This window comes from Rhodococcus sp. IEGM 1351, from assembly GCF_030056875.1.
Classification (GTDB): Bacteria; Actinomycetota; Actinomycetes; order Mycobacteriales; family Mycobacteriaceae; genus Rhodococcus_F; species Rhodococcus_F opacus.
Genome location: NZ_JASHKU010000010.1, coordinates 64,914 through 78,610, shown reverse-complemented (window position 1 = coordinate 78,610; position 13,697 = coordinate 64,914). Strand labels below are relative to the sequence as shown.

Sequence of the window (13,697 nt, the reverse complement as noted above, 5' to 3'; positions counted from 1 at the left end):
ACGGGGCGCTCAGGGGTGTCATAGCACGCTCCTGGCGCTGACGTACCAGTAAGATGGCCGAGGTAACTAGCGGCAAGATTCCCGATTCTCGTCTCCCGCGTGCCCGACCAGGGCGGTGGGCGCCTGCGTCGGGCATTGGACGGAGAAGGAGAGCTACCCACCCGTGGCTGCCCAGAAGTCAGACAAAAGCACCTCCAGCAAGGACTACGGCGCTTCTTCCATCACCGTCCTCGAGGGACTCGAAGCCGTTCGTAAGCGACCGGGTATGTACATCGGTTCCACCGGTGAACGCGGTCTCCACCATTTGATCTGGGAAGTCGTCGACAACTCCGTCGACGAGGCCATGGCCGGCCACGCCAGCAAGGTCGAGATCACCCTTCTCGAGGACGGTGGCGTTCGGGTCGTCGACGACGGTCGAGGCATCCCCGTCGGGATGCACGCCTCCGGTGTCCCCACCGTCGAGGTCGTCCTCACCCAGCTCCACGCCGGCGGCAAGTTCGACTCCGACTCCTACGCCGTGTCCGGCGGTCTGCACGGTGTCGGTATCTCCGTCGTCAACGCGCTGTCCACCCGGCTCGACGTCGACATCAAGCGCGACGGCTTCCAATGGAACCAGACCTACACCGACTCGAAGCCGGGTGAACTCGTCAAGGGCGAGGCCACCAAGGAGACGGGCACCACGGTCACGTTCTGGGCCGACCCGAACATCTTCGAGACCACGGTCTACAGCTTCGAGACGGTCGCGCGCCGCCTCCAGGAGATGGCCTTCCTCAACAAGGGCCTGACGATCACCCTCACCGACGAGCGCGTCAGCGACGCCGAGGTCACCGAAGAGGTCGTCAGTCAGGTCGCGGACGCGCCGAAAACCGCCGAGGACGAGTCCGCCGAGGCGGATGCGCCTGCCGTGCACAAGGTGAAGACCCGCGTCTACCACTACCCGGGCGGCCTCGAGGACTACGTGCGGCACATCAACCGCACGAAGCAGCCGATCCACAACTCCGTCGTCGGTTTCACCGCGAAGGGCACCGGCCACGAACTCGAGATCGCGATGCAGTGGAACTCCGGTTACTCGGAGTCGGTCCACACGTTCGCGAACACCATCAACACCCACGAGGGCGGCACCCACGAAGAGGGCTTCCGTTCCGCTCTGACGGCGACGGTCAACAAGTACGCGCTCGACAAGAAGCTCCTCAAGGAGAAGGACCCGAAGCTCACCGGTGACGACATCCGTGAGGGCCTCGCGGCGATCATCTCCGTGAAGGTCGGTGAACCGCAGTTCGAGGGTCAGACGAAGACGAAGCTCGGTAACACCGAGGTCCGGTCGTTCGTCCAGAAGGCGAGCAACGAGCACCTGTCGCACTGGTTCGAGGCGAACCCGGCCGACGCGAAGACCATCGTGAACAAAGCGGTGTCGTCGGCGCAGGCCCGCGTCGCCGCCCGCAAGGCCCGCGAACTGGTGCGCCGCAAGAGCGCCACCGACCTCGGCGGTCTGCCGGGCAAGCTCGCCGACTGCCGGTCCAACGATCCGAGCAAGTCCGAGATCTACATCGTGGAGGGCGACTCCGCAGGCGGCTCGGCCAAGTCCGGCCGCGACTCGATGTACCAGGCGATCCTGCCGCTGCGCGGAAAGATCATCAACGTCGAGAAGGCACGCATCGACCGTGTGCTGAAGAACACGGAAGTCCAGTCGATCATCACCGCGTTCGGCACGGGCATCCACGACGAATTCGACATCGCGAAGCTGCGGTACCACAAGATCGTGCTGATGGCCGACGCCGACGTCGACGGCCAGCACATCGCAACGCTGCTGCTCACGCTGCTGTTCCGCTTCATGCGCCCGCTCGTCGAGCACGGTCACGTCTACCTGGCACAGCCCCCGCTGTACAAGCTGAAGTGGCAGCGCAGCGACCCGGAGTTCGCGTACTCCGACCGCGAGCGCGACGTCCTGGTCAAGGCCGGTCTCGAGTCCGGCAAGAAGATCAACAAGGACGACGGCATCCAGCGTTACAAGGGTCTCGGCGAGATGAACGCCAAGGAACTGTGGGAGACCACCATGGATCCGACGGTGCGCGTTCTGCGTCTGGTGACGCTCGACGACGCGGCCGCAGCCGACGAGCTGTTCAGCGTTCTCATGGGTGAGGACGTCGAGGCCCGGCGTAGCTTCATCACCCGTAACGCCAAGGACGTCCGCTTCCTCGACGTCTAGGTATCCGGCACAAGAGATTACGGATATCGTGCAGCCACCGGCGGTCGGAAGACCCCGGTGGCTGCACCCGTCTGGGCCGGTTACAGAACCGGGTGACGCGGAAATCCGTCCTCGACTGTGAACCGCGATTCTGTGTAGCCTGGTCCGCTGATCCCCCCGCGACGGCAACGTCTGGGATCGGTGGTGCGCATGTTACTTGGAAGTAAGGATCGGGGAATTTCTGTGGTAAGAACGTTCCCCATGGGGATGTGATGAACTCGTTACATTCGGAAATCGGTGCGTCGGGCAGCGTTGCGCACAGCGCAACTGATCGATCACTTTCCTCTGTCGACGCGTGTCGTCCGGGCCGGTACGACTGTCCTGCCGCAGGCGCGGTCACGAGCACAGAGCGACAAGCTATGAGTGGTTGGAAAGGAAGCGTGGGATGAGCGACGATTCGCCGCCCCGGGCAAAGTTCTGGGATATCGAGGGTTGGGGCCTGCGGTGGAAGGTCACCGCGGTTCTCGCAGTTCCCGTCACCGTCGCCATGGTGCTCGGCGGGCTCCGTGTGCAGGGCGAGCTGAGTAACGCCGTCCACTTCACCGAGGCGGCCGACCAGATCGTCGTCGTCCCGGACATCGTGGCCCTCGAGGCCTCGATGGGTACCGTGACCAGTGGTTACGCCTCGGGCACCCTCACCAAGCAGGACCGCGAGGACGCGGAATCCTTGATGAACGACGTGTCCGAGGAGGCCCGGAACCCCGAGCTGGATCCCGCCGTCGCGAGTTCCATCAACCAGACCGTCTCGGACGGCCGCGCCCTCCTGAATCTGATGGATTCCCCGGGCGTCGCCACCGACCTGCTCGCGGAACGCCAGCGCGCGTTCGCCGCGGACTTCATCCGCGAAGTGGACGACATCGTCCGTCCCATCGAGGACAGCGAAGTCGTCGACAAGGGCTACCAGCTGACCAACGCGTGGCAGGCGCAGCGTCGTCTGTTCGAGCAGGCCATGGGCCTCGTGATCGTGAAGGACGTCTACGCCGGTCCCGACGGACGGGAGAAAGCCCGCACGGGCGACATTCCCACCTCGGCCGTCGTCGCGGCCGCCGGCGCCGAATCGAGCCTCCTCGACGTCCTCGACCGGTACTACCCCAAGGGTGATACCCGTCTCGAGACGCTGCGAAACAACATCAACGACCGCAACGCCCTCATCGACCAGGGCCTGGCGGACGCGGCGCGCGGCGGAATGCTGCCCATCCTGCAGCTGCGCTCCTCGCTCATCGCGAGCCGCGACGTCTACCAGGAACTGACCAGCGAAGCGGCGAACGACATCGCGTCCACCGTGCAGGTCCGCGCGGCCGAGACCCGGTCCGCCGCGCTGCGTGACACGGCGATCGTCCTCGGAACCCTGCTCGCCGCCCTCGTCCTCGCGCTCCTCGTGTCGCGGTCGCTGATCGGTCCGATCCGCCGCCTGCGGTACGGCGCGCTGAAGGCTGCGCGCCGCGACCTTCCGGAGGCGATCGAGCAGATCAAGGCCAGTGACGATCCGCGGGCACTGTCGTTCGAGCCGGTGGCCGTGCACTCCTCCGAGGAGATCGGCCAGCTCGCCCGCGCCGTGGACGACATCCACGGGCAGGCGCTCAAGCTCGCCGGTGAGCAGGCGCAACTGCGCCTGCAGATCAACGACATGTTCGAAACCCTCGCGCGCCGAAGCAAGTCGCTCGTCGACCAGCAACTCGGCCTGATCGAGAATCTCGAGTTCGAGGAAAAAGATCCGAAGCGACTCGAGAGCCTGTTCCGGCTCGACCACCTGGCCGCGCGTATGCGCCGGAACGGTGAGAACCTGCTGATTCTGGCCGGCACCCGCGTGCGTCGTTCGCAGGCGGCGCCGATCCCGCTCGGCGACGTGCTGCGTGCCGCGATCTCCGAGGTCGAGGACTACCAGCGTGTGCAGATGGGTGCGACCCCCGAGGGCGCGCTCAGCGGCACCGTCGTCACGGACGTCGTGCACCTGCTCGCCGAACTCGTCGACAACTCGCTGCGCGCCTCGCCGCCCGACACTTCGGTGACGTTCAGCTTCGCTCGCGCCGTGGACGGCGGGGTGCTGCTCGAGATCGCGGACCGCGGTATCGGTATCCCGGCCGACGACATGCGCGCCGTCAACGAGCGTCTGGCGTCGGGTGGTGAGGTCGGTCCCGAGACCGCCCGCCACATGGGTCTGTTCGTCGTGAGCCGCCTCGCGAAGCGTCACGGCCTGACCGTGCGCCTGCGGTCGACGTTCGACACCGCCCGCAACCCGGGTGTGACCGTGAGCATCCACATCCCGAATGCGCTGATCGTGTCGCAGGCTGCCCGGCAGGACACCGGACCGCAGCGGAGGATTCCCGCGGCGCCGGTCCGCACCGCCATTCCGGCACCCGCGGCCCCGGCACCGCGCACGGACAACGGACAGCAGAAGCCGGCAACCCGAAACGGACTGCCGACCCGCACCCCGTCCACGCCCCCGCCGAGCCCGGCACCTGCGGGCGCGGTGACGACGGCGTCGGGCACGAGCCTGCCCCGACGTCAGCCCGGTGCCAGTGGCATCGCCGCCGGCGCGGGATCGTCGGCCGGTGCCCCGGCCGCGCAGTCCCAGGACACCGTCAACGTCCGCGGATCCGGGGCGATGCCGAAGCTGCCCGTGCGGCGGCCGCAGGGGGCTACCCCGGAGACGGCACCGGCGGAATCGCAGCCGCAGCACGCACCGCACGCACCACGAAGCGAGAACCGCATCGCGGCGCGGACCGCGGAACAGCCGGCGCCCACGTCGTCGAACGGCGACGATCAGGCACCGGTCCGGCACCGCTACCGCACCAACTCGGCGAAGACCGCGTCGTTCTTCCAGTCGCGGATCGACCCGCCGTCGGCCGAGGCCACACCCCGGCCCGGCGGCGGTACCCCGATCTTCTCCGACATGGTGTCCGACTGGCTGACCGATCCGACCGGCGCCGAGGGCGCACCCGGCGTCTGGCATTCCGCCGGCGACGCCGGATGGTCCGCCGCCGAACGGATCAGCGAGACTCCCGTCGAGGTCGACCCGGAGATCGGACTGCCGAAGCGGCGTCCCGGCGACCGACTGGTTCCCGGCACGGTCGAAGGCGCGCACAATACGGGGACACTGCGCCGGGTGCGTGACCCTGAGACAATTCGCGCCAATCTCAGTCGTCACCAGCAGGGCGTCCGAAACGGCAGGGCCACGAGGCTCGCGGAACGTAACAGCATTGAAGGAGACCGATGAACACCGCTCATGGATCCGACGTCACGCGACCGCTCGACTGGTTGGTGTCGAACTTCGCCAGTGACGTGCCCGGTGTCTCCCACGCCGTGCTCGTGTCGGCGGACGGTCTCCTGATGGCAGCCAGCGCCCATCTCCCGATCGACCGGGCCGAGCAGCTGGCCGCGGTCACCTCTGGGTTGGCCAGCCTGTCGGCCGGTGTGTCCCGGTTGTTCGAAGGCGGCGGAGTGCTGCAGTCGGTGGTCGAAATGCAGCACGGGTATTTGCTGCTCATGAGCGTCGGCGACGGCTCGCACCTCGCGACCCTCACGGACGCCGAGTGCGACATCGGGCAGGTCGGCTACGAGATGGCGATCCTGGTCGACCGCGTCGGCGCATCGGTGCAGGCCACGGCCCGCACCCCGCAGGGTCTCTGACCAGCCCATGCCCATGAACGACCACCACTCGGAGCAGCCGGGCCCGAACATCGTGCGCCCGTACTCGCTGACGTCGGGCCGGACCCGGCCTGCGGTCGAGCTCGCGCTCGAAGCGTTGATTCAGGCACTGCCGCAGTCGGTGGACCGGCAGTGGGAACTCGACGACGTCAACGCCGCGATCGTCGCGTTGTGTCAGCTGTCGCCTTCGGTCGCCGAGATCGCCGCCCGGGTGGGCGTACCCCTCGGAGTGGCACGCGTCCTGGTCGCCGACCTGGTCGAGGCCGGTCATCTGCAGATCCTGGCCACCCTGAAGGAAGACTCGACCGACTCCGAACGTCGTGAACTCATCGAAAGGGTCCTCAGTGGACTTCGCGAAATCTGATCCCCGCAATCGGGTGACCTCGACCAAGATCGTGATCGCCGGCGGGTTCGGCGTCGGTAAGACCACGCTGGTGGGGGCTGTCTCCGAGATCGTCCCGCTGCGCACCGAGGCGCTCGTGACCAACGCCAGCGACGGCGTCGACAACCTGGCTGCGACACCGCAGAAGGGCACGACCACCGTCGCCATGGACTTCGGTCGCATCAGCCTGGCCGACGACCTGGTGCTGTACCTGTTCGGTACCCCCGGTCAGCACCGGTTCTGGTTCATGTGGGACGACCTGATCCGCGGTGCGATCGGTGCGATCGTCCTGATCGACACCCGCCGGCTGGACGAGAGTTTCGCGGCCGTCGACTTCTTCGAGGCCCGGCAACTGCCGTTCCTCGTCGCGATCAACGAATTCGACGACGCCCCGCGCTACCCCATCGAGGACATCCGCGCGGCCCTCGCGATCTCCGAGGACGTGCCGATCATCCCGATCGACGCGCGTGACCGGGAATCGGCGAAACGCGCTCTGGTCGCGATCACCGAATACGCACTGACCAAGCTTCACACGGCCGCGTACTGAGGATTCGAAACATGTCGGACGACTTGCAGCACTTCTCCATGGGCACGTGGATCGTCGCCCTCGCCGCGGTCACGGCGTTCATCGGCGTCTTCGTCGGGATCGCCAGCGCCCGCAAGGCGGTGACCGCGCCGAACCCGAGGCAGCGGTACCTCTGGCTGGCCTGGGGTGCGCTGTCCATCGGCGGCATCGGCGCCTGGCTGCCGCACTACATCGCGATGGTCGGGTTCGAGGTCTACGGCAGCGTGGTGCGCTACGACGTCCTGTGGATCGCGGTCTCGTTCGTGGTGCCCGTCGCGGCCGCCGCGGTGGCGTTGCTGATCATCAGCCCGCCGCCGACGAAACACCGGCTGCCGAGCGCGTCGGTGGAGATCGGCCGTCTCGCCGGCGGTGCGGTGCTCCTCGGCGTCGGCTTCACCGGAATGGACCTCGCGATCGTCGCCTCCCTCGAGATCCAGGGTTCCGTGGACTCCGACATCCTCCTGACGGCAGCGTCGGCCGTGATCGGCCTGGTCGTCGGCGCCGGAATCATGTGGTCGATCTCGGCCCTCGAGTCCCGCACGCTGCGACTCGTGGCGTCGGTGGTCGTGGCCGCCGGACTGGTGGCCATGCACTACACCGGCGTGTTCGGGCTGAGCGCAACCGTCGACCTGGCCGTGGCGCGCCCGGACGGGCTCGAGGTGTTCTCGATCCTGTTCCCCGTCTTCGTGCTGGGCATGCTCGTGGTCACGATCCCGATCACCGCCCTGCTGATGGCGCCCGACCGCGTCGCCGCCGAGCTCGAACTCGAGGCCGACATGCTCGCCGCCGAATCCCTCGCCGCCGAAACCCAGGGCCGGGAGCTCGAACTCCAGTAGATCGGACGACTCCGGCGGCACCGATTCATGAGCGCACCCGAGTCCTTCACCCTCACAGCTGACCTGCACCTATAGACTCGGGTGGTTGCGCGACGTCGTGCAGGACCGCGAGTCCGCGAGGAGACGTCAAGCCGAGTAGAAGAAGGAGCTCATGACTGACACAACGTTGCCGCCGGAGGGACCGGGGCACGACCGCATCGAGCCCGTCGACATTCAGCAGGAGATGCAGAGCAGCTACATCGATTACGCGATGAGCGTGATCGTGGGTCGTGCGCTGCCCGACGTGCGAGACGGCCTCAAGCCGGTGCACCGCCGCGTTCTGTACGCGATGTACGACAACGGTTACCGGCCCGATCGCGGTTATGTGAAGTCTGCGCGACCGGTCGCCGAGACGATGGGTAACTACCACCCCCACGGCGACGCCTCGATCTACGACACGCTCGTCCGCATGGCCCAGCCGTGGTCGCTGCGGTACCCGCTCGTCGACGGCCAGGGCAACTTCGGTTCCCGCGGCAACGACGGCGCCGCCGCGATGCGATACACCGAGTGCCGGCTCACTCCGCTGGCCATGGAAATGCTGCGTGAGATCGACCACGAGACGGTCGATTTCACCCCGAACTACGACGGTCGTACACAGGAACCGTCAGTTCTCCCCAGCCGTATCCCCAACCTGTTGATCAATGGTTCCGGCGGCATCGCCGTCGGTATGGCCACCAACATCCCGCCGCACAACCTGCGGGAGGTCGCCGAGGCCATCTACTGGGCGCTCGAGAACTGGGAAGCCGACGAGGAGTCCACCCTCACCGCGGTCATGGAACGCGTCAAGGGACCCGACTTCCCGACGCACGGCCTGATCGTCGGCGGCCAGGGCATCCACGACGCCTACACCACCGGACGAGGTTCGGTCCGCATGCGCGGTGTGGTGGAGATCGAGGAGGACGCCAAGGGGCGCACCACGATCGTCATCACCGAGCTGCCGTACCAGGTGAACCCGGACAACCTGATCACGTCGATCGCCGAGCAGGTGCGCGACGCGAAGATCGCCGGCATCTCCGACATCCACGACGAGTCCTCGGACCGCGCGGGTATGCGCATCGTCGTCACCGTCAAGCGTGACGCGGTCGCGAAGGTCGTGCTCAACAACCTGTACAAGCACACCCAGCTGCAGACCAGCTTCGGCTGCAACATGCTGTCCATCGTCGACGGCGTGCCGCGCACCCTGCGGCTCGACCAGATGATCCGGCTCTACGTCGCCCACCAGGTCGAGGTCATCCGCAGGCGCACCGAGTACCTGCTCCGCAAGGCCGAGGAACGCGCTCACATCCTGCGCGGACTGGTGAAGGCGCTCGACGCCCTCGACGAGGTCATCGCGCTGATCCGGGCGTCGCAGACCGTCGACATCGCGCGGGCAGGCCTGATCGAGCTCCTCACCGTCGACGAGATCCAGGCCGACGCGATCCTCGCGATGCAGCTGCGTCGCCTCGCCGCCCTCGAGCGTCAGAAGATCATCGACGAACTCGCCGAGATCGAGCGGGAGATCGCCGACCTCAAGGACATCCTCGAGAAGCCCGAGCGTCAGCGCCGGATCGTCCGTGACGAGCTCAAGGAGATCGTCGACAAGCACGGCGACGACCGCCGGACCCGCATCATCGCGGCCGACGGCGACGTGGCCGACGAGGATCTGATCGCCCGCGAGGACGTCGTCGTCACGATCACCGAGACCGGCTACGCCAAGCGCACCAAGACCGACCTGTACCGCTCGCAGAAGCGCGGCGGCAAGGGCGTGCAGGGCGCCGGGCTGAAGCAGGACGACATCGTCTCGCACTTCTTCGTCAGCTCCACGCACGACTGGCTGCTGTTCTTCACCACGAAGGGCCGCGTGTACCGGGCCAAGGCGTACGAGCTGCCGGAGGCGAGCCGCACGGCCCGCGGGCAGCATGTGGCCAATCTGCTCGCGTTCCAGCCCGACGAGCGCATCCAGAGCGTCATCCAGATCAAGACGTACGAGGACGCCCCCTACCTGGTTCTCGCCACCCGCAACGGTCTGGTGAAGAAGTCCAAGCTCACCGACTTCGACTCGAACCGCAGCGGCGGCATCGTCGCCATCAACCTGCGCGGTGAGGACGAACTGGTCGGCGCGGTCCTCTGCTCCTCCGACGACGACCTGCTGCTCGTCTCCGCGCAGGGACAGTCGATCCGCTTCTCCGCCACCGACGAGGCGCTGCGTCCGATGGGCCGCGCCACGTCCGGCGTCCAGGGCATGCGATTCAACGGTGACGACGAACTGCTGTCGCTGAACGTGGTGCGTGAAGGCACCTATCTGCTGGTGGCGACGTCGGGTGGCTACTCGAAGCGCACCGGCATGGAGGACTACCCGGTCCAGGGTCGCGGCGGAAAGGGTGTACTCACGATCCAGTACGACCGGAAACGTGGCACCCTGGTCGGAGCGCTCATCGTGAACGACGACGACGAGCTCTACGCGATCACGTCGGGCGGTGGTGTCATCCGCACCGCCGCCAAGCAGGTCCGCAAGGCCGGTCGGCAGACCAAGGGGGTTCGTTTGATGAACCTCGGGGAAGGCGACACCCTGCTCGCGATCGCGCGCAATGCCGACGAACCGGACGAACCCGACGACAACGCCGAGAGCAGCGGCAAAGGAGCTAAGGAGTCCTAGTGAGCACTCCCAACCAGCCAGGCAGTGACCGGCAGAACCCGGGTTCCGCCAATCAGGCGCCACCCGAGCAGCAGGCCTCCCGCACTCCCCAGAACGGGTCGGCGCGACCGAACCCGCAGCAGGGTTCCGCGCCGCAGGGGCCGCAGGCGTCAGCCGGTCGTGGCCCCGCTCAGGCGGGGCCGGCTGCCCGGCCGGGTGGTGCTCCCGACGGGCGACCGGATCGGCAGGCTCCGGCCGATCCGGCCCGGTCGCCGTCGACGCCCCAGCATCAGGGTCCGCGCACGCAGACCCCGCAGGGCAGGCCCGTGCCGCCGTCGCAGCAGGGTCACGCTCCGAATCAGCAGGCTCCCGGGCATCAGGGCCCGCCGCAGCAGGCGTCCGGCAACCGGGCTCCCGCGGGCGGTGCTCCCACCGAGTCCATCCGGGGAAATCAGGCTCCGCCGTGGCAGCGGGGAATGCAGCGTGAGCCGCAGACCAACCTGAAGCGTCCCGTGCAGGGCGGGGCCGGTGCCAAGCAGTCGCGCCCGGAGGGGCAGCCGAACCCGGCCAACGGCTCGGCAACAGCGGCTGCGGCGGGTGCCGCGGCAGCGAAGGCTCCCGCCGGTCAGGACGTCCAGAAACCGCAGACCGCGCCGACGCAGAAGACGCAGCAGCCCCAGGCGCAGGGTCAGCGACCCCAGGGCGCGCAGAACGGGGGTGCTCCCACCCAGGCCGTGCCCACCCAGAAGGCGCCCGCACAGAACCCGTCGGCGCCGGCGAAGGGTCAGCCCGCGCCCAAGGAGGGGCCCGATCGCACACCGTCCTCGACCGCGACCGCGGCCACGGCAGCGGTCGGTGCGGTGTCCGGTGCAGCCGCCGGTGCCGTGACTCAGCGGGAGGCCGCGAAGGCGAAGGCGTCCGCGATCGACGGACCCACCCGGCACATCAACCGGGACGTGCTCCCCAAGGACATGCCGGACCTGTCCGAGGCCAAGCACCCGTTGCCCGGGGCAGCGGCCGCGGGTCAGCAGCCGAAGGTCGCCGTGGCCCCGCAGCGGGTCGAGGAGGGCGAGGCTCTCCGGGCGACGGTGCAGGTCCGCAAGATCGATCCGTGGTCGACGCTGAAGATCTCGTCCGTCATTTCGGTGTCGCTGTTCTTCGTGTGGATGGTGGCCGTCGGCCTGCTGTACGTCGTCCTGGACGGGATGGGCGTGTGGGACCGGCTGAACAACGCGTTCACCGATATCGTCGCGGAGTCGAGCTCTGACGGGCTCGTGACGGCCGGGCAGGTCTTCGGATACGCCGCCGTCATCGGTCTCGCGAACATGGTGTTGTTCACCGCACTGGCGACGATCGGCGCCTTCATCTACAACCTGTGTTCCGACCTCGTCGGGGGCGTCGAAGTGACGCTCGCCGACCGGGACTGAACGCGGAAAACGACGAGGGCTGAGCTGGGAAAAGACCGTCTCGCCGGACCGGTTTTGGTAGTTGCCGGTCCGGTGGGGTAATCTTCCGACTCGGTTCAGGGAACTGCGCGAGATGAGTTTCCAGACTTCAGGGGCCTATAGCTCAGGCGGTTAGAGCGCTTCGCTGATAACGAAGAGGTCGGAGGTTCAAGTCCTCCTAGGCCCACTCCTGGTGCCGGTGAAAGGTCATTCGCATGAAGGTCCTCCTGTTTGTGGGAGCCGGAGTGCTGGTGGCGATCGGACTGTCCAAGTTGCTTCGCGGCAATGAGGTGTGGCACGAGGTAACGGGGCCTTAGCTCAGTTGGTAGAGCGCTGCCTTTGCAAGGCAGATGTCAGGAGTTCGAATCTCCTAGGCTCCACAAGTACAAATACAGAAATAGCGTGCCCCGGATTCGGAAGAGTCCGGGGCACGCTGCTGTGCGGACCAGAACCGGGTGAGGTTACCCTTACTTCATGACTGCCCTCGATCCCGGAGCCCGTGAACGTCTCGACCCGCGCGGTCGCGTCGCATCCCACCACCGGACCGGTGAGGGAACCGCACGCATCGGATACCCGATCGGAGTCCGCACGGTCACGGTCCGTGCACGCGAGTACGTCACACCCCGCATGGTGCGTCTGACGCTCGGGGGCCCCGGACTCGACGGATTCCACACCTACCAGGCCGACGATCACGTCAAGCTCGTGTTCCCCGATCCGGACGGCACCCGCCGCGTCCCGGTGGTGAACGACGCGATGATGCTCGACTGGCCGCGACCGCTCCCGACCACGCGGAAATACACCGTCCGCCGCTACGACGCCGACGCCCGCGAACTCGACCTCGACTTCGTGCTGCACGAGGGCGGGCTCGCGTCCTCCTGGGTAAGGACGGTCGCGATCGGTGACGACGTGACCATCGCCGGACCGCCCGGCGCGAAGGCATTCGCCCACAACTTCGACCACTACGTCTTCGCGGTCGATTCCACCGCGCTTCCGGCGGTCGCGCGGTGGCTCGACGAATCCCCGGCCGACGTCTCGGCGCACGTCGTGATCGAGACCGACGACGACGTCGAGCACGGTTACCCGCTGGCCGTGCGCGAGAACGTGGACGTGACGTGGCTCGTGCGCGACGGCAGCGAGTCCGCCGTGGCGTCGACGGTGCAGTCGCTCGATCTGCCCGACGGCCGCTCCTTCCTGTTCGCGGCAGGCGAGGCGACCGACATCAAGCCTCTGCGCGCGTGGAGCCGGGACCGGATGGATTCGCTGTTCACCGGGTACTGGAAACGCGGAGTCGCCGGGCTGGACGACTGACCGGCCCTACACTCGCACCATGACCACGGTCCGGCCAGCACTCGCGGCCCGCGCGGCCGTCGCCGCGGTGATGCTCGGGCTACTGACGGCAGGCGGTACCGCGCCCGCGGGTGCGCAGACCCGACCACTGGAACCGATCGCCCGGGCGGTCTCGCTGCGCCTCGCCACGGCCGACGCGGTGGCGGCGGCCAAGTGGGGCACCCCGTCACCGATCGACGATCCCGCGCGCGAGGCGCAGGTTCTGAATGCGGTCGCCACGCAGGCCGCCGACGAGGGCCTGAGCGCGGCGCGGGTGCAGCAGGTCTTCCGGGACCAGATCGAGGCCAACAAGGAGGTGCAGCGGGCCCTCTTCGCCTGGTGGAGCGTCGCGCCCGGTGCGGCGCCGACTGTCCGGCCCGACCTGACACAGGTTCGTCCGGTGATCGACCGCCGGAACTCGGACATACTCCTGCAGCTGCGCGAACAGGAGGCCGTGCTCGCCGGTCCGGGGTGCGTGCCCGCGCTCGTCGACGCCACGGTCGCGGTGGCGGCCGAACAACGCCTCGACCCGCTGCATCAGGCCACGCTGGCGCGTGCGCTCGTGTCGATCTGTGGGCCGGTCCGCGAATGACTGGC

10 protein-coding genes and 2 tRNA genes are annotated in these 13,697 nt (G+C 67.6%); all 12 read left to right on the top strand.

All coding sequences use genetic code 11. The features are described from left to right. Nucleotides 1–163: 163 nt before the first annotated feature. Nucleotides 164–2,206: a DNA topoisomerase (ATP-hydrolyzing) subunit B gene (gene gyrB, locus QM806_RS19055; RefSeq protein WP_043787085.1), complete on the top strand. Its 2,043-nt coding sequence runs from the start codon at nucleotides 164–166 to the stop codon at nucleotides 2,204–2,206. A gap of 424 nt (nucleotides 2,207–2,630) precedes the next feature. Then, on the top strand, nucleotides 2,631–5,462 hold the full coding sequence (locus tag QM806_RS19050; protein ID WP_283292446.1) for an ATP-binding protein: 2,832 nt from the start codon (nucleotides 2,631–2,633) through the stop codon (nucleotides 5,460–5,462). Then, entirely contained in the window at nucleotides 5,459–5,875 is a 417-nt protein-coding gene (locus QM806_RS19045) for a roadblock/LC7 domain-containing protein (RefSeq protein WP_005249096.1), read from the top strand. The genes QM806_RS19050 and QM806_RS19045 overlap by 4 nt, the downstream gene beginning before the upstream one ends. Nucleotides 5,876–5,882: 7 nt before the next feature. Further along, the gene (locus QM806_RS19040; protein WP_054248914.1) at nucleotides 5,883–6,257 is read left to right on the top strand and encodes a DUF742 domain-containing protein; all 375 of its coding nucleotides are present in this window, start codon (nucleotides 5,883–5,885) and stop codon (nucleotides 6,255–6,257) included. Between the two features lie 13 nt (nucleotides 6,258–6,270). Continuing rightward, nucleotides 6,271–6,822, top strand: a complete 552-nt coding sequence (locus QM806_RS19035) for a GTP-binding protein (RefSeq protein WP_005249094.1) — start codon at nucleotides 6,271–6,273, stop codon at nucleotides 6,820–6,822. 11 nt (nucleotides 6,823–6,833) lie between these two features. Beyond that, nucleotides 6,834–7,676, top strand: coding sequence for an MHYT domain-containing protein (locus tag QM806_RS19030; protein WP_005561077.1), 843 nt, complete (start codon nucleotides 6,834–6,836; stop codon nucleotides 7,674–7,676). Between the two features lie 151 nt (nucleotides 7,677–7,827). Next, on the top strand, nucleotides 7,828–10,350 hold the full coding sequence (gene gyrA, locus QM806_RS19025) for a DNA gyrase subunit A (protein WP_005249092.1): 2,523 nt from the start codon (nucleotides 7,828–7,830) through the stop codon (nucleotides 10,348–10,350). Then, nucleotides 10,350–11,756 (top strand): DUF3566 domain-containing protein, encoded by a 1,407-nt coding sequence (locus tag QM806_RS19020; protein ID WP_283292443.1) that lies wholly within the window; start codon nucleotides 10,350–10,352, stop codon nucleotides 11,754–11,756. Before gyrA ends, QM806_RS19020 begins: the two co-directional genes overlap by 1 nt. 131 nt (nucleotides 11,757–11,887) lie before the next feature. Continuing rightward, a tRNA-Ile gene (locus QM806_RS19015) sits at nucleotides 11,888–11,961 on the top strand. 120 nt (nucleotides 11,962–12,081) lie between these two features. Next, nucleotides 12,082–12,154, top strand: a tRNA-Ala gene (locus tag QM806_RS19010). 94 nt (nucleotides 12,155–12,248) lie between these two features. Then, on the top strand, nucleotides 12,249–13,082 hold the full coding sequence (locus QM806_RS19005; protein ID WP_054247685.1) for a siderophore-interacting protein: 834 nt from the start codon (nucleotides 12,249–12,251) through the stop codon (nucleotides 13,080–13,082). A gap of 19 nt (nucleotides 13,083–13,101) precedes the next feature. Further along, nucleotides 13,102–13,692 carry a chorismate mutase gene (locus tag QM806_RS19000; protein WP_120660046.1) on the top strand — a complete coding sequence of 197 codons (591 nt, stop codon included), beginning with the start codon at nucleotides 13,102–13,104 and terminating at the stop codon, nucleotides 13,690–13,692. Nucleotides 13,693–13,697: the final 5 nt, after the last annotated feature.